The 17,754-nt window shown below is 39.2% G+C and carries 15 protein-coding genes; 7 read left to right on the top strand and 8 right to left on the bottom strand.

Annotated elements, in window-relative coordinates:
* Positions 1-135: 135 nt before the first annotated feature.
* The 8 genes from noc to rpmH all read right to left on the bottom strand — a co-directional run bounded on the left by noc (position 136) and on the right by rpmH (position 7,668).
* Positions 136-1,011: a nucleoid occlusion protein gene (gene noc, locus LC033_RS15055; RefSeq protein ID WP_226569800.1), complete on the bottom strand. Its 876-nt coding sequence runs from the start codon at positions 1,009-1,011 to the stop codon at positions 136-138.
* Positions 1,012-1,116: 105 nt separating this feature from the next.
* Positions 1,117-1,836, bottom strand: coding sequence for a 16S rRNA (guanine(527)-N(7))-methyltransferase RsmG (gene rsmG, locus LC033_RS15050; protein ID WP_226569798.1), 720 nt, complete (start codon positions 1,834-1,836; stop codon positions 1,117-1,119).
* Between the two features lie 13 nt (positions 1,837-1,849).
* Positions 1,850-3,736 (bottom strand): tRNA uridine-5-carboxymethylaminomethyl(34) synthesis enzyme MnmG, encoded by a 1,887-nt coding sequence (gene mnmG / locus LC033_RS15045; RefSeq protein WP_226569796.1) that lies wholly within the window; start codon positions 3,734-3,736, stop codon positions 1,850-1,852.
* Between the two features lie 17 nt (positions 3,737-3,753).
* Positions 3,754-5,133: a tRNA uridine-5-carboxymethylaminomethyl(34) synthesis GTPase MnmE gene (gene mnmE / locus LC033_RS15040; RefSeq protein WP_226569794.1), complete on the bottom strand. Its 1,380-nt coding sequence runs from the start codon at positions 5,131-5,133 to the stop codon at positions 3,754-3,756.
* Positions 5,134-5,534: 401 nt separating this feature from the next.
* Positions 5,535-6,158, bottom strand: coding sequence for an RNA-binding cell elongation regulator Jag/EloR (gene jag, locus LC033_RS15035; RefSeq protein ID WP_226569792.1), 624 nt, complete (start codon positions 6,156-6,158; stop codon positions 5,535-5,537).
* A complete protein-coding gene (gene spoIIIJ, locus LC033_RS15030; RefSeq protein WP_226569790.1) occupies positions 6,155-6,931 on the bottom strand; it encodes a YidC family membrane integrase SpoIIIJ in 777 nt (258 codons plus the stop codon). The genes jag and spoIIIJ overlap by 4 nt, the downstream gene beginning before the upstream one ends.
* Before the next feature lie 164 nt (positions 6,932-7,095).
* Complete coding sequence (gene rnpA / locus LC033_RS15025) at positions 7,096-7,455, bottom strand: ribonuclease P protein component (RefSeq protein ID WP_226569789.1); 360 nt, start codon at positions 7,453-7,455, stop codon at positions 7,096-7,098.
* 78 nt (positions 7,456-7,533) lie between these two features.
* Positions 7,534-7,668: a 50S ribosomal protein L34 gene (rpmH, locus tag LC033_RS15020; RefSeq protein ID WP_008360908.1), complete on the bottom strand. Its 135-nt coding sequence runs from the start codon at positions 7,666-7,668 to the stop codon at positions 7,534-7,536.
* A 619-nt stretch (positions 7,669-8,287) separates the two neighbouring features.
* Here rpmH and dnaA point away from each other — a divergent pair.
* The 7 genes from dnaA to gyrA all read left to right on the top strand — a co-directional run bounded on the left by dnaA (position 8,288) and on the right by gyrA (position 17,419).
* Positions 8,288-9,628: a chromosomal replication initiator protein DnaA gene (gene dnaA, locus LC033_RS15015; RefSeq protein WP_226569787.1), complete on the top strand. Its 1,341-nt coding sequence runs from the start codon at positions 8,288-8,290 to the stop codon at positions 9,626-9,628.
* Positions 9,629-9,825: 197 nt separating this feature from the next.
* Complete coding sequence (gene dnaN, locus LC033_RS15010; RefSeq protein ID WP_226569785.1) at positions 9,826-10,962, top strand: DNA polymerase III subunit beta; 1,137 nt, start codon at positions 9,826-9,828, stop codon at positions 10,960-10,962.
* A 150-nt stretch (positions 10,963-11,112) separates the two neighbouring features.
* The gene (gene rlbA / locus LC033_RS15005; RefSeq protein ID WP_226569783.1) at positions 11,113-11,328 is read left to right on the top strand and encodes a ribosome maturation protein RlbA; all 216 of its coding nucleotides are present in this window, start codon (positions 11,113-11,115) and stop codon (positions 11,326-11,328) included.
* Positions 11,329-11,344: 16 nt separating this feature from the next.
* Complete coding sequence (gene recF, locus LC033_RS15000) at positions 11,345-12,457, top strand: DNA replication/repair protein RecF (protein WP_226569780.1); 1,113 nt, start codon at positions 11,345-11,347, stop codon at positions 12,455-12,457.
* Positions 12,458-12,474: 17 nt separating this feature from the next.
* Positions 12,475-12,720 carry an extracellular matrix regulator RemB gene (gene remB, locus LC033_RS14995; RefSeq protein ID WP_226569778.1) on the top strand — a complete coding sequence of 82 codons (246 nt, stop codon included), beginning with the start codon at positions 12,475-12,477 and terminating at the stop codon, positions 12,718-12,720.
* A gap of 57 nt (positions 12,721-12,777) precedes the next feature.
* Positions 12,778-14,694, top strand: coding sequence for a DNA topoisomerase (ATP-hydrolyzing) subunit B (gene gyrB / locus LC033_RS14990; RefSeq protein WP_226569803.1), 1,917 nt, complete (start codon positions 12,778-12,780; stop codon positions 14,692-14,694).
* A gap of 232 nt (positions 14,695-14,926) precedes the next feature.
* Positions 14,927-17,419: a DNA gyrase subunit A gene (gyrA, locus tag LC033_RS14985; RefSeq protein ID WP_226569776.1), complete on the top strand. Its 2,493-nt coding sequence runs from the start codon at positions 14,927-14,929 to the stop codon at positions 17,417-17,419.
* Positions 17,420-17,754: the final 335 nt, after the last annotated feature.

The raw sequence follows: 17,754 nt of genomic DNA, 5'->3' as shown, positions 1-17,754 counted from the left end.
GGATAACTCACTCTTGTCCCCATAGAAAAAACACCTCCATGTTTTATTTCGGATCACAACGGTCCGTTTTCAAACTTGAAGGTGTTTTTTATTTGTCTCATCTTAGGGGGTCAGTCCCATCTCATCAGCTTTTTTCTATTTAGGAATTCGAATCGTTAATTGGATGTACTCCTCAAATTCTTCTTCCTCGGTATTTATTTTAAGTCCGCTGTCTTCTACCATATGGAGAGACTGGCGAATGGTATTCATCGCAATTCTTGTATCTCGACTAAACGCCTTACGTTTTGGCTTTGGTTTGCGATCTGTTTTTTGTTCAAGCATCTTCACTACACGCTCTTCAGTTTGTTTCACATTCAGCTGCTTTTCGATAATTTCCTTTAATAGAACAATTTGTAATTCTGGAAGCTTTAGGGGTACAAGCGATCGAGCATGTCTCTCAGAGATTTTTTTCTCCAAAATGGCCTGTTGTACCTCTTCAGGCAACTTTAAAAGTCTTAATTTGTTTGCAACAGTCGATTGTCCCTTGCCTAAGCGCTGAGCAAGTGCCTCTTGCGTTAATTCATGAAGCTCTAAAAGACGTGCATAAGCATGAGCCTCTTCTATAGCAGACAGCTCTTCTCTTTGCAAATTTTCAATCAATGCCACAGAGGCCGTTTCTGTATCAGTAAAATCTTTTATAATAGCGGGGATCTTCTCCCATTGAAGAGTTTGTACCGCTCTCCAACGTCTTTCGCCGGCGATCAGTTCATATTTTCCTTCTTCTTCTGTTGGTCTGACAACAATGGGTTGAATAATGCCGTGTGTATGAATAGTCGTGGCCAGCTCTTGTATCTTTTCTTCTGAAAAAATGGTGCGTGGCTGAAAACGGTTAGGCATAATTGTGTCGACCGGGAGCTCCTGTATCTCTTCCTTTAATGTATCATGCTCAGCAATCCCTGCCTCTATATCGGTTTCACGCTCAGGATGCTCTTTGTCACCAAGCCCGAAGAAGCGTGAGAGTGAATGCTTCATGAACCTACACCACCTTTAAAAACTACCTTTTTATAATTCTATTTTCTCATGTTTTTTCCTTCTGTAAAATCATAAATATTGAAGAAAAACCGACCTTTTACATGATCAACCTTCTATTGGTGATTTATTAGGTGTTCCTGGTTTTCTAGGATATTTTTTTGGTGTTTGCTTTTTCTTTTCAATGACAATGATGTTCCGTTCACTTTCTTCTAAAGGAAGAACAAAGGAATGCCTTTCAACAACCTCTCCTCCGAGGACAGTGACGGCTTTTTTCCCTGCTTTCATTTCTTCGTCAGCTGCAGATGCTTTTAACGCAACAAACCATCCTCCCTTTTTCACCAAAGGCAGACATAGTTCGCTCAAGACCGATAAACGTGCAACCGCTCTAGCAGTGACAAGGTCATAGCTTTCACGCTGATCCTTACGTTGGCCAAAGGTCTCCGCACGATCATGATAAAAAGAAGTATCTTGTAAGTTTAACCCTTTTGATAATTCATTTAGAAACGTAATTCGTTTCTGAAGAGAATCAACAATGGTCACATGTAGATGAGGGAAACAAATTTTAAGAGGAATACTTGGAAAACCAGCACCAGCTCCAATATCACAAATGGTTGTCACATTGTGAAAATCAATAAAAAATGCTGCTGATATCGAATCATAAAAATGCTTTAAATACACTTCTTCCTTTTCTGTAATGGATGTTAAATTCATCTTCTCGTTCCATTCTACAAGCATGCGGAAGTAAGTTTCAAATTGTTCAAGCTGCACTGGAGAAAGAGTGGTCCCTTTCTCCTCTAGTGCTGCTGTAAATTGTTCAATGTTCATGCCGACATCCTTTCTACTTTGCTATCTTCGCAATACGTCCCTGCTCCAAATACACTAAAAGGATAGAAATATCAGCAGGGTTAACGCCTGAAATACGAGAAGCTTGTGCAACAGAAAGCGGTCGGACTTCTTTCAGCTTTTGTTTCGCTTCAGTTGCAATTCCTTTAATGGCATCATAATCGATTCGATCCGGAATCTTTTTGTTCTCCATCTTTTTCAGCTTTTCAACTTGTTGGAGCGACTTTTCAATATAACCTTCGTATTTAATTTGAATCTCTACCTGCTCACATACTTCTGAAGGAAGTAGCGTTTCAGCAGGAGCTAATTTCACAACAGTCTCATAGTTCATTTCTGGGCGCTTCATTAAATCACTTGCACGGATGCCGTCTTTCAGCTCACTTCCACCAAGTGAACGAATATACTCCTGTGTTTCGGTTGTTGGTTTAATGATCACAGAATATAAACGTTTTTTCTCTGCTTCAATGGCTTCTTTTTTCTGCTGGAATGCTTGGAATCTCTCTTCAGAAATTAATCCAATGTTATATCCAAGCTCGGTTAATCTTAAATCAGCATTGTCATGCCGTAGAAGTAGACGGTACTCTGCGCGAGATGTCAACAGACGGTAAGGTTCATTTGTTCCCTTTGTGACAAGATCATCGATCAGAACACCGATATATCCATCAGATCGGCTTAAAATGACTTCTTCTTTCCCTAATGCTTTTCTTCCTGCATTAATACCTGCCATAATTCCTTGACCTGCTGCTTCCTCATAACCGGACGTTCCATTAATTTGACCGGCTGTATATAATCGAGAAATTTTCTTCGTCTCAAGTGTCGGCCACAGCTGTGTAGGAACAATGGCATCATACTCGATGGCATAGCCCGCTCGCATCATTTGTACATTTTCAAGTCCTGGGATGGTTGAAAGCATACGCTGTTGTACATCCTCCGGAAGACTTGTAGATAAACCTTGAACATAAACTTCTTGCGTATTACGACCTTCTGGCTCTAAGAAAATTTGATGTCTTGGTTTATCATTAAAACGAACCACCTTATCTTCAATGGAAGGACAGTATCTTGGACCAGTTCCTTTAATCATACCTGAATACATTGGAGAACGGTGAAGATTCTCATCAATAATTTGATGTGTCTCTAAACTCGTGTATGTTAACCAGCATGGCAATTGATCTGTAATATATTCAACCGTTTCATAGGAAAACGCCCGTGGTACATTGTCACCTGGTTGAATTTCTGTCTTACTATAGTCAATCGAGTGGCTATTCACTCGAGGTGGTGTTCCTGTTTTAAAACGAACCAAATCAAATCCTAATTCTGCTAGATGATCCGATAATTTAATGGAAGGCTGCTGGTTATTAGGGCCGCTTGAATAAGAAAGATCCCCTAAAATAATGCGACCTTTTAAGAAAGTACCAGTCGTTAAGACAACAGATTTCGCACGATAATTCGCGCCTGTTTGTGTAACGACACCTTTACATTCATCATCTTCTACAATTAAATGATCCACCATACCCTGTAGCATTGTCAGGTTTGGTTCATTTTCCATTGTTTTTTTCATTTCGTGCTGATATTGGAACTTATCTGCTTGCGCTCTTAACGCACGGACAGCAGGTCCTTTCCCAGTATTCAGCATGCGCATTTGAATATGCGTCTTATCTATATTCCGCGCCATTTCTCCGCCTAGTGCATCAATTTCTCTGACGACAATCCCTTTTGCCGGACCACCTACGGACGGATTACATGGCATAAAAGCAACCATATCGAGGTTGATGGTCAATACAAGTGTTTTGGCGCCTTGTCTTGCAGAAGCAAGAGCAGCCTCAACACCTGCATGTCCGGCACCTACGACGATTACATCATATTGGCCAGCTTCATAACCCATTTCTTATGTTCCTCCCTTTACTTTCCTAAACAGAATTGAGAGAATAACTGATCAATCAAGCTTTCATGAACAGCATCCCCAATAATTTCACCTAGCTGCTCCCAGCAGCGAGTTAAATCTATTTGAACAATATCGATCGGTACGTCCATTTCAATTCCTTCAAGAGCATCTTCAATTGATTGTTTTGCTGCCTGAAGAAGTGCAATATGCCTCGTATTACTTACATACGTTAAATCTCCACTTTCAATTGAACCTGTGAAGAATAGTGATTGAATAGCCATTTCAAGTTCATCAATCCCTTTTTCTTGTAACAATGATGTTGTGACCACCGGACGATCCTTCGCTAGCTGCTTAACCTTTTCTACATCAAGCTTAGGCTCAAGATCTGTCTTATTAACAATCACAATGATATCCATACCTGAGACAGCTTCAAAAAGTTTGATATCTTCCTCTGATAATTCCTCACTATAATTGAGCACAAGTAAAATCAGGTCGGCTTCTTTTAAGACCTGTCTTGAACGTTCAACCCCTATACGCTCAACAATGTCCTCAGTCTCACGTATCCCAGCGGTATCTACTAAACGAAGGGGTACGCCTCTTACATTCACATACTCCTCGATGACATCTCTCGTTGTTCCAGGAATATCCGTCACAATCGCCTTCGTTTCCTGTACAAGACTATTCAGCAAGGAAGACTTCCCTACATTTGGCCTTCCGATAATAACAGTTGATAAGCCCTCACGAAGGATTTTCCCTTGGTGTGAAGTCGTGAGCAGCGATTCAATTTCCTTTTTCACTGATGCCGCTTTTTCAACTAGTACTCGATGTGTCATTTCTTCAACATCGTCATACTCAGGGTAGTCAATGTTCACTTCAACATGTGCCAATGTTTCCAATATCTCGCCTCGAAGTCGTTTAATCAAACTGGAGAGACGCCCCTCCATTTGAGTGATCGCCACATTCATCGCACGGTCTGTCTTTGCACGAATCAAGTCCATTACGGCTTCTGCTTGCGAAAGATCAATTCGTCCATTTAAGAAAGCACGTTTTGTAAACTCACCTGGCTCCGCTAATCTTGCTCCTTCTCTTAAAGCAAGCTGTAATACTTTATTTACCGTCACAATTCCGCCATGGCAGTTGATCTCAATAACGTCTTCTCTCGTAAATGTTTTTGGTGCCCTTAATACCGACACCATGACCTCTTCTATCACTTGATCTGTGCTAGAATCCACAATATGACCATAATGAATGGTATGGGAATCCACTGAAACAAGTTTTTTCTCCTTCGGACCCTTATACATCCGATCAGCGATTTGAACCGCATTAGGCCCACTTAAACGAATAATTGCAATTGCCCCTTCACCCATTGGTGTAGAAATTGCTGCAATTGTATCCACCGCTCATTCACCTCTTTCTCTACTTAATAGACAGTCTTTTATCTATTTAATGGACAATGTCCATTTATATATCAAAAACGCTTAATCCAAAATTTAAAGATACCACAAATGAATGCGAAGTGAAAGCATTCCATATCTAATTATCCACAACTTTACACCCTATCTATTTTACCACTTAACTTATCCACATGTGAATAACGACGTTCTCAACTTGTCTACACATCTTACACCTAAATTTACGAAATTCAAACGCCCTAATGCTGGTATACATAGTAAAAATGACTTTTTCCATACAAAAAGCATATTAACTTCTTAGAAATAAAGGATGAAACTTCTATTGAAAGGGAATTTTTCAATAAAAAAAGGCTAAAATCCAGCTTTGCTGAATCTTAGCCTTTCTGCTAATTTATATACAGCACCACAACATGACGTTTGCTGCCTGTATCTTCTGATACCGTATCAAGTGTTTTAGAAAATGCAGCGATCGTATCATGAACGACTTTTCGTTCATTAGAAGGCATAGGTTCTAAATGAACCTTTCTCTTCGTTTTTAAAACACGGTTTGCCGTCTTGATGGCATATTGTTCAAGTGCTTCTTGACGTTTCTTCCTATAATCTCCAATATCAATGGTAATATGATGATACTGATCGGAATACCGGTTAAACACTAACTGTACCAATGTTTCTAAAGAGTATAATGTTTGTCCTCTTTTTCCAATCATTAACGACGTTTTATCTCCGTGAATGTCGAAAGATATCTTTTTCGGTTGCTTGTAAAAAACAATTTTCGCTTTAGGATCAATTGATTTAACAATTTTATCCAAATAATGTGTAGATAATTTGAGAGCATCTCTCTTTTCTACTAACTTGACAACAGCTTGTCTTTTACCAAATAATCCTAGAAGACCTTTACTTCCTTCATCTACTATTGTGATATCTACATCTATTTTTAGTAGCTGAATTTGTTTAAGTCCGGAATCTACTGCTTCTTCGATTGTACGACCGACAGCAGTTATTTCCTTCATTTTTTATTCCCGCCATCTTTTTCTTTTGTATGAACTTGTACTTGAGGTGTTCTAATCACCAATGTTTGAATGATCATAAAGATGTTACCTACCACCCAGTACAATGAAAGTGCCGCTGGGAAACTAATTGCAAATACAACAATCATAATCGGCATAACCCAAAGCATGATCGCCATTTGTGGGTTGTCCGAAGGATTCCCTGCCATCATTAGCTTCTGCTGAACAAAAGTAGCTACACCCGCAATAATCGGTAATAGAAATAATGGATCTGGACTACCTAAGTCAAACCATAGAAATGTGTGCTTTTTGATTTCAGCTGTTCTCATAATCGCATGATAAAAACCAATTAAGATTGGCATTTGAATGAGAATCGGGAAACACCCTGCCAAAGGATTTACACCATTCTTTTGGAAAAGTGCCATTGTTTCCTGTTGGAGCTGCTGCTGCGTTTTTTGATCTTTTGAGCTGTATTTTTCACGAAGCTTTTTCAATTCTGGCTGCAGTGCTTGCATTGCTTTTGTACTTCTTAACTGTTTAATCATTAATGGTAATATGAGCAAACGGATCAAAACTGTTACGATAATAATCGCAACACCATAGTTTTCACCAGTTAAATTTGCCATGTACGTGATTAATTGAGATAGCGGGTAAACAATATAAGAATTCCAGAATCCCTCACTATCTGATGTAATTGGTTCATTAATTTGTGTACATCCTGCCAATAGAACCAACACGCCAATTAAGCTAAATATTAGTAATAATCGCCTTTTCAACAAGATTCCTCCCATTACTTCAAACTTTATTTAAGTTGGAAATGATTACGAAAGTGACTCACCTAATCAGTATGGTAACATTTTTTCATTACAAAGTGGTGGTTTCATTTTAATTCACTAGATGAAGGAAGCGCTTTTAAAAATTGATTCAACGAAAGTTTCTATTACGAAGACTTTTTCGGTTGTTGTTGATAAACAGCGGATTTTCTAAATAAATGCTGGAGAGACTTCTTTGTTTCCTCAAAGGTCAATTCGCTTGCTGGTTTTCGAGCAATCACAATGTAGTCTTTTTCTTTCTTTAACTTATGACCTTCCTCTAAAAATACCTGACGGACCAGTCGTTTAATTCGATTTCTTATCACTGCATTACCTATCTTCTTACTAACAGACAATCCCAAACGCAGTTCATCTCGATGTGGTTGATCCAGCTGGTAAATTACGAATTGGCGATTAGCCATTGATTGACCTTGTTTGAACACTTTTTGAAACTCTTCATTTTTTTTTATCCTGTTTCGCTTCTTCATGTTTTCTTCCACTCCGATAAAAACTGACAGTTCATTTACGATTTTATGTAAAAAAGACCACTGACATTATTCAGTGGCCTAAGCTGATAATTTTTTTCTACCTTTGCTGCGGCGTCGCTTTAAAACTAGACGTCCGTTTTTAGAACTCATACGGCTACGGAAGCCATGAACTTTACTACGCTTACGGTTATTTGGTTGAAACGTTCTTTTCATTTATGACACCTCCCTGAGGAATAGCTGTTTAAGACAGTCTAACTCATTATATTTGTGTAACCCATCGATTGTCAATATCAATGATAAAACTCTTATTATCAACCTTATAAGCATAACACAAGTTATCAAGTGAAGAAACATTCTTTTTCAGTTTCCAGCATTTTATTCTTTTTTTCCTCCTAAAAGACCTTTAAAACAAGGATGTGGATATTTTCCCGGCATAATTAGACTATCCACACACTTTATCGACATTTTTTTCACACAAATAACCTATGTGGATAATTATTTTTCAACAGTATGTAAAGTGTGTGGATAAGTTTACAACACCCATTGCACCATCTTGCTTATTTTGATATTATATTTGTGTTTAACTCTTAATTTTTGATCCGGCCCATTTAGGTTATCCACAAATTGTGGATAACCTGTGGAAAGTTAGTACACAGCCTGTTGAATTGTTTATCCACAAATTGTGTAATTTGTCGAAAAGACGTTTTTCTACTATATTAATTGTTTTCAACAAAAGATGTGCACGAATGGTAATCACCATTTGCTCTTTTCTGTGTTCTATAACAGTTTGATACTGGTCATTTTAAAAAGAAAAGGAGGGGGGAGAAGCCTTATGGAAAATATTTTGGACCTGTGGAATAAAGCACTTCAAAAAATAGAGACAAAATTGAGCAAACCTAGTTTTGAAACATGGATGAAATCGACAAAAGCCCATTCTCTTAATGGTGATACGCTAACCATCACTGCACCCAATGAATTTGCTAGAGACTGGCTGGAGTCAAGATATCTTCACTTAATAGCAGATACCATATATGAACTGACAGGTGAAGAGCTCAGCATCAAGTTCATTATTCCTCAAAATCAGGACGAAGAGGAAGCCATGCCAAAGTCTCCAATAAAAAAAATGTCGAAAGAAGAACCCGTTGAAATTCCACAAAATATGTTGAATCCCAAATATACATTTGATACTTTTGTGATTGGGTCAGGCAACCGTTTTGCTCATGCCGCTTCACTTGCCGTGGCAGAAGCACCAGCAAAAGCATATAATCCGCTCTTTATTTATGGGGGCGTTGGTTTAGGAAAGACTCATTTGATGCATGCGATTGGTCATTACGTCATAGACCATAATCCATCAGCGAAAGTGGTCTATCTATCATCTGAAAAATTTACAAATGAATTTATCAACTCGATCCGTGACAACAAAGCTGTCGACTTCCGTAATCGCTATCGGAATGTAGATGTGCTTTTGATAGATGATATTCAATTTTTAGCAGGAAAAGAACAAACACAAGAAGAATTTTTCCATACATTTAACACACTTCACGAAGAAAGTAAGCAAATCGTCATTTCTAGTGATCGACCGCCGAAGGAAATTCCGACACTTGAAGACAGATTACGCTCCCGATTTGAATGGGGGTTAATTACAGACATTACCCCGCCAGATCTAGAAACGCGTATTGCGATCTTACGCAAAAAGGCAAAGGCAGAAGGTTTAGACATACCCAATGAGGTCATGCTTTATATTGCCAATCAAATCGACAGCAACATTCGGGAGTTGGAGGGTGCTTTAATTCGTGTCGTTGCTTACTCTTCTTTAATTAATAAAGACATCAATGCTGATTTAGCAGCTGAAGCCCTAAAGGACATTATTCCTTCATCCAAACCAAGGGTTATTACGATTAAAGATATTCAAAGAATTGTAGGACAACAATTTAATATCCGATTAGAGGATTTCAAAGCGAAGAAACGGACAAAATCAGTAGCATATCCAAGACAAATTGCCATGTACCTCTCTAGGGAAATGACTGATTCCTCTCTACCTAAAATCGGAGAGGAATTTGGCGGACGTGATCATACGACTGTCATTCATGCTCATGAAAAAATTTCGAAATTAATTGTTGAAGATGAACAGCTTCAACAGCATGTCAAAGAGATCAAAGAACAATTAAAATAAGCAAGCTGATATTGTTAGTACGGGAAAATGTGAATAACTCCAGCATGGTCATACACAGTCTATCCACATGTGGATAGACCGCCTTCCCTAGCGTTTCACTAACTTATCCACATATTCACAAGCCCTACTATTACTTCTACGATCTTTTTATAAATAAATATATACATACATGTCTAAGAAAATTTAGGAGGACCACTATGAAATTCACTATTCAAAAAGATCGTCTTGTTGAATGTGTCCAAGATGTATTAAAGGCCGTTTCCTCTAGAACAACGATTCCTATTTTGACAGGGATTAAAATTGTTGCATCTGGTGAGGGAGTTTCTCTTACAGGAAGTGATTCTGACATTTCAATTGAATCTTTTATTCCTAAAAGAGATGGAGATTTAGAAGTCATTACAATTGATCGTCCCGGAAGTATTGTACTTCAGGCTCGCTTCTTTAGTGAAATCGTTAAGAAACTGCCAATGTCTACAGTCGAAATTGAAGTAGAACAAAACTATCTAACCATCATTCGCTCTGGTTCAGCAGAATTTAATTTAAATGGCTTAGATGCTGAAGAATATCCGCATCTGCCTCAAATTGAAGAGCATCATGCATTTCAAATTCCAACTGATCTGCTCAAAAACTTGATTCGCCAAACTGTTTTTGCGGTGTCCACCTCAGAAACACGACCTATCTTGACAGGTGTAAACTGGAAGGTGGAAAAAGGTGAATTAATATGTACTGCAACGGATAGCCACCGTTTAGCTTTAAGAAAAGCGAAGTTAGAGATAAACGAGGAAAGCTCGTACAATGTGGTCATTCCAGGTAAGAGTTTAACAGAGCTAAGTAAAATTCTTGATGATGGACAAGACCTTGTGAGCATCGTGATTACCGAGACACAAGTTCTTTTTAAAGCACAAAACGTGCTGTTCTTCTCAAGAATGTTAGATGGTAATTATCCTGATACTGACCGTCTCATCCCTCAAGAAAGTAAAACGGATGTTGTGGTGAACACGAAGGAATTCTTACAAGCCATTGATCGCGCATCACTTTTTGCAAGAGAGGGACGTAATAACGTTGTGAAGCTGTCTGCTGATCCGGCACAAATTCTAGAAATTTCTTCTAATTCTCCTGAAATTGGTAAAGTAGTTGAAACTGTTCAAGCGGATGACATTAAGGGGGAGGACCTAAAGATCTCCTTTAGTCCGAAGTATATGCTAGATGCTTTAAAAGTATTAGAGGGAACAGACATTCATGTAAGGTTCACTGGTGCGATGAGGCCATTTCTTTTATGCACGCCGAATGATGATTCAATCTTGCAATTGATTCTTCCAGTCAGAACGTATTAATTTGATCTATTATGGCTGCTGTGTGAATGCACAGCAGCTTCTCTTCTCGTTTACCATGCTTTCTTTCATCGCAGTTCTCTTTTCCCCTTTCCTTCTTGTCTTGTTTTTTAGTACAATTAGATATTAGTGATATTGAAAGAGGTCGATACAATGCCTAATCTTATAACCATTGAAACAGAAATGATTACATTAGGGCAGTTTTTGAAATTAGCCGAAGTCATCCAATCTGGCGGAATGGCGAAATGGTTTTTAAGTGAACATGAGGTGTTCATTAATCAAGATCCAGATAATAGAAGGGGACGTAAATTATACCCAGGGGATGTTGTCGAGATTGAAGGTTATGGCACATTTCAAGTTGTGAATTAGAAACGGGTGACAATACATGTACATTCAGAGTCTGGCCTTAACCTCATACCGAAACTATGAACACACTGAACTTCAATTCGACAATAAGGTCAATGTCATGATCGGTGAGAACGCTCAAGGTAAAACGAACTTGATGGAAGCGATCTATGTATTGTCGATGGCAAAGTCTCATCGTACGTCAAATGATAAAGAACTTATCCAGTGGGACGAAGATTATGCTAAAATAGAAGGTAGAGTCATCAAAAAAAACGGTCCTCTCCCAATGCAGCTCGTGATCTCAAAAAAAGGTAAAAAGGGAAAGGTCAATCACATTGAACAACAGAAGCTCAGTCATTATGTTGGTGCTTTAAACACCATCATGTTTGCACCGGAGGATCTGAGTCTTGTAAAGGGCAGCCCGCAAGTCCGCAGAAGATTCCTCGACATGGAGATTGGACAAGTTTCTGTTGTCTACTTGCATGATTTATCGCTCTATCAAAAAATCCTGTCGCAGCGAAATCATTACTTGAAACAATTGCAAACAAGAAAGCAAACGGATCAAGCGATGCTGGATATATTAACAGAGCAGTTGATTGATGCGGCAGCGAAGGTTGTCAAAAGGCGACTTACTTTTACGAAACAGCTTGAAAAATGGGCTCAGCCGTTGCATTTTGGGATTTCTAGAGAGCTAGAAACACTCACGCTCCAATACCAGACAGCGCTAGAGGTATCAGAAGCGTCAGATTTGTCGAAAATAAAAAATAGCTATGAAGAATCGTTTCAGAAACTAATAGACAGAGAAATAGACCGAGGGGTGACACTGTGGGGACCTCACAGAGATGATCTTCTTTTCTTTGTGAATGGTCGGGATGTTCAGACATATGGCTCTCAAGGGCAGCAAAGAACTACAGCTCTTTCACTAAAGCTGGCAGAAATTGATCTGATACACGAAGAAATCGGTGAATACCCAATTCTTCTACTCGATGATGTTTTATCTGAACTTGATGATTACAGACAGTCTCATTTGCTCCATACCATTCAGGGACGTGTACAAACCTTCGTCACCACACCAAGTGTTGAAGGCATCGATCACGCTACACTGAAAGAAGCGGAAATTTTTAGAGTAGCCAGTGGAAAAGTAATTGACTGATAAATGAGGTGTGAGTCTTGTATATTCATTTAGGTGATGATTGTGTTGTTTCTACACGAGAGATTGTCGCAATTGTTGATTACAAAATGAGGTCATCTTCTGTTGTAGAAGAATTTCTTCAAAAACAAGAGGAACAAGTCATTTCGTTGTCACAAGGGACACCCAAATCCATTGTCGTCACAACTGAATCCGTTTATTACTCTCCTCTTTCCTCAAGTACGCTCAAAAAACGTGCTTCATTTGTGGTTGAAATTGAAGTCTAAAAGCTCAATTCATATAAATATATCGTTTAAGAAAAGTGTAGGTGAATGTACGTGGCAATGGAACAGCAACATAATAGTTATGATGAAAATCAAATACAGGTGCTTGAAGGACTAGAAGCTGTTAGAAAACGTCCAGGAATGTACATTGGGTCAACCAATGCAAAAGGACTTCACCATCTTGTATGGGAAATTGTCGATAACAGTATTGATGAGGCATTAGCTGGATATTGTACAGACATTACAGTGCAAATTGAAAAAGATAACAGCATTACTGTGAAAGATAATGGCCGCGGTATTCCTGTTGGGATTCATGAAAAGATGGGACGCCCTGCAGTAGAGGTCATTATGACTGTTCTTCACGCTGGCGGTAAGTTTGATGGCAGCGGTTATAAAGTATCTGGCGGTTTGCATGGTGTAGGGGCTTCTGTTGTAAATGCGTTATCTACTACCTTAGACGTGACAGTATACCGTGATGGGAAAATTCATTATCAGGAATTCACACGCGGTGTTCCAGTTGGGGATATACAGGTCATTGGTGAAACAGATGTAACAGGGACGATCACTCATTTTGTGCCAGATCAAGAAATTTTCACGGAAACCATTGAATTCGATTACGATACACTTGCAAACCGTGTACGTGAGTTAGCTTTCTTAACAAAAGGCGTGAACATCGTCATTGAAGATTTACGTGAAGGTAAAGAGCGGAGAAATGAATACTGCTACGAAGGCGGAATTAAGAGCTATGTAGAACACTTAAATCGCTCGAAGGAATTGGTTCATGAAGAACCAGTTTACATCGAGGGAGAAAAAGATGGAATCACTGTCGAAGTTGCCTTACAATACAACAATTCCTATACAAGCAATATCTATTCTTTCGCTAACAATATCAACACATATGAAGGCGGAACACACGAAGCAGGCTTTAAAACAGGTCTGACGCGTGTCATCAATGATTACGCTCGTAAAAACGGCGTATTCAAAGAGGGAGACTCGAATTTGAGCGGTGAAGATGTGCGAGAAGGTCTAACGGCGATTATCTCCATCAAACATCCAGACCCTCAATTCGAAGGACAAACGAAGACAAAGCTTGGGAACTCAGAAGCAAGAACCATTACAGACTCTCTTTTCTCTGAAGCACTAGAGAAATTCTTGCTTGAAAATCCTGATTCTGCGAAGAAAATTGTGGAGAAAGGACTAATGGCAGCTCGTGCAAGAATGGCGGCCAAAAAGGCACGTGAGCTCACAAGACGTAAAAGTGCACTAGAAGTCTCTAGCTTGCCTGGAAAACTGGCAGACTGTTCTTCCAAAGATCCTTCTATCTCTGAGCTCTATATCGTAGAGGGTGACTCTGCGGGTGGATCTGCTAAGCAAGGTCGTGATCGTCACTTCCAAGCGATCTTACCACTAAGAGGAAAGATTCTAAACGTTGAAAAAGCACGATTAGATAAAATTCTATCTAACAACGAAGTTCGTTCAATGATTACAGCATTAGGAACTGGAATCGGCGAAGACTTCACTTTAGAGAAAGCACGCTATCACAAAATTGTCATCATGACAGATGCGGATGTTGATGGAGCGCATATTCGTACGCTACTCTTAACATTCTTCTATCGTTACATGCGTGAAATCATTGAAAACGGTTATGTGTATATTGCGCAGCCGCCTTTATACAAAGTGCAACAAGGGAAACGTGTGGAGTATGTGTATAACGATAAACAGTTAGATGAGCTCTTACAAACACTGCCTCAAACACCGAAGCCTGGCCTCCAGCGATATAAAGGTCTTGGAGAAATGAATGCTGCTCAGCTTTGGGAAACAACAATGGACCCTGAAGCGAGAACACTTCTTCAAGTCACGCTTGAGGATGCAATCGATGCTGATGAGACATTTGAAATGCTAATGGGAGATAAAGTAGAACCGAGAAGAAACTTTATCGAAGAAAATGCACAATACGTGAAAAATCTTGATATTTAGATAGGTCCCCTTGAGAACAACCTTATTTCTTGTTTTGGAATAAGGTTGTTTTTCAAAAAACAGGTCTGTGAAACGAATGTCCTGGTTTTCTGCGTTTTCGCTGATTTTCTAGTAAATAAATGTGTATAACACCAAGAATATTGATATAATGGAGAATAGTCTTGTGAAGATAAATACATATTTTACTCCCACATAATTTATTTCATGTGATACGTAAAGGGAGGTTTTTATATTGAGTGAAAAACATACACCAAATGTACGCGAAGTGAATATTAGCCAAGAAATGCGTACGTCCTTTTTAGATTATGCAATGAGTGTTATTGTTTCGCGTGCGTTACCAGATGTACGAGACGGATTAAAGCCCGTGCATCGAAGAATTTTGTATGCGATGAATGACCTAGGTATGACAAGTGATAAACCGTTTAAGAAATCTGCACGTATCGTTGGGGAAGTTATCGGTAAGTACCACCCGCACGGTGATAGCGCTGTATACGAAGCAATGGTTCGGATGGCGCAAGATTTTAACTATCGGAATATGCTAGTTGAAGGGCACGGGAACTTTGGATCAGTCGATGGAGACGGTGCAGCGGCTATGCGTTATACTGAGGCGCGTTTATCTAAGATTTCGATGGAAATCCTCCGTGATATCACAAAGGATACCATTGATTATCAAGATAACTACGATGGCAGTGAACGAGAGCCAATCGTGATGCCTGCTAGATTCCCAAATTTATTGGTCAACGGGGCAACAGGAATCGCTGTAGGGATGGCCACCAATATCCCCCCACACCAATTAGGTGAAGTAATTGATGGGGTATTGGCTATTAGTCAATACCCAGAAATGACCACACAGGAATTAATGGAGATTATTCCTGGACCAGATTTCCCAACTGCGGGACAAATCATTGGCCGAAGCGGGATTCGTAAGGCATATGAAACGGGCCGAGGCTCTATTACCCTACGTGCAAAATCAATCATTGAAGAAACATCTAGCGGTAAACAGCGGATTGTCATCAATGAAATTCCATATCAGGTCAACAAAGCTCGTTTGATCGAAAAAATCGCTGATCTTGTGCGCGATAAAAAGATTGATGGCATTACAGATCTGCGTGATGAATCTGATCGTAATGGAATGCGGATTGTCATTGAACTGCGAAGAGACGCAAATGTCCATGTTCTATTGAACAATCTTTATAAACAAACGACACTTCAAACGTCATTTGGAGTTAACTTATTGGCGCTTGTTGACGGACAGCCAAAAGTCTTATCTCTCAAACAATGTCTTGAATATTATCTTGAGCATCAGAAAGTGATCATTCGCAGAAGAACAGCGTACGAGCTACGTAAAGCTGAAGCTAGAGCTCATATTTTAGAAGGCTTAAGAATTGCCCTTGATCACTTAGATGAAGTCATTTCTTTAATTAGAAGCTCTCAAACTGCTGAAATTGCAAGAAATGGTTTAATGGAAAACTATAGCTTGTCTGAAAAACAAGCACAAGCCATCCTTGATATGCGACTCCAACGCTTGACAGGCTTGGAAAGAGAAAAGATAGAAGAAGAATACAAAGGACTTGTTGACTTGATTGCTGAATTGAAAGCCATTTTAGCAGATAATGAGAAAGTTCTTGAAATCATTAGAGAAGAATTAACGGAAATAAAAGAACGCTATAATGATACGCGCCGTACTGAAATTGTGACAGCGGGTATTGAAACAATTGAAGACGAAGACTTGATTCCTGTTGAAAACATCGTGATTACACTGACTCATAATGGTTATATCAAGCGTCTTCCTTCATCTACGTACCGCAGTCAAAAAAGAGGCGGTAAAGGTGTCCAAGGAATGGGGACCAACGAGGATGATTTTGTTGAACAACTGATCTCAACATCAACCCACGATACGATTCTCTTCTTCTCTAACAAAGGGAAGGTCTATCGTGCGAAGGGATATGAGATTCCTGAATTTGGACGGACAGCGAAAGGGATTCCAATCATTAATCTTCTTGAAGTAGAAAAGGGAGAGTGGATTAACGCCATTATTCCAGTAAGCGAATTTGATGAAGATTCATATCTCTTCTTTACAACAAGACATGGTGTATCGAAACGAACGTCATTGTCTCAGTTTGCAAACATTCGAAATAACGGTTTGATTGCACTAAGCCTACGTGACGAAGACGAACTGATGGCCGTTCGTTTAACAAATGGAGAAAAGCAAATCATCATTGGAACGAAAAAAGGTATGCTCATTCGTTTCCACGAGACAGATGTTCGTGAAATGGGACGTACGGCAGCTGGAGTCAAAGGGATCACACTTTCTGAGGATGACATCGTTGTTGGAATGGAAATCCTTGAGCCAGATGCCAACGTATTGATCGTAACCGAAAAAGGTTATGGTAAATTAACGTCTGAAAAAGAATATCGTGTTCAAACTCGTGGCGGTAAAGGTCTTAAAACATGCAAGATCACTGACAACAACGGTCCGCTTGTCGCAGTGAAGGCGACCAATGCTGGAGCTGAAGAAGATTTGATGATTATTACAGGGAGCGGTGTGATCATTCGTATGGCCGTTTCAGACATCTCCACAACAGGTCGAGTCACTCAAGGTGTCCGCCTGATCCGTCTGGGTGATGACGAGCATGTCGCTACAGTCGCATTAGTTGAACAATCACAAGAAGACGATGAAGAAAATGTAGAAAACGCAGAGTCAGATCAAGAGCAACCTGAGTAAAAATAAAGCCGGTTCTTCACCGGCTTTATTTTTTTTGAAATTTATAATGCTTTTTTCATAGATATATGTTAACCTTTCAAAGGAGCAAAAAAAGAGGCTCTATTTTTTATCGCTTTCACAGAAAAACTTCTTTAAAAATAAAATGTTTTTCAAGAAAAATATTGACTGTTGATAAGGATATATGATATATTTAAGTGGTCGCTTTGAGAGAGTAGAAAACAAGTTCTTTGAAAACTAAACAAGACAAAACGTACCTGTTAATTCGAGTTATTATAAAAAATCCTATGATACTTCATAGGTAGTCAGTCAAACTGACGAAAAACAGAACTTCGGTT

Source organism: Bacillus stratosphericus (assembly GCF_020524495.1).
Taxonomy (GTDB): domain Bacteria; phylum Bacillota; class Bacilli; order Bacillales; family Bacillaceae; genus Bacillus; species Bacillus stratosphericus_B.
Note: the sequence above shows the minus strand (reverse complement) of the source record. Positions and strands in the feature narration are given on the sequence as shown.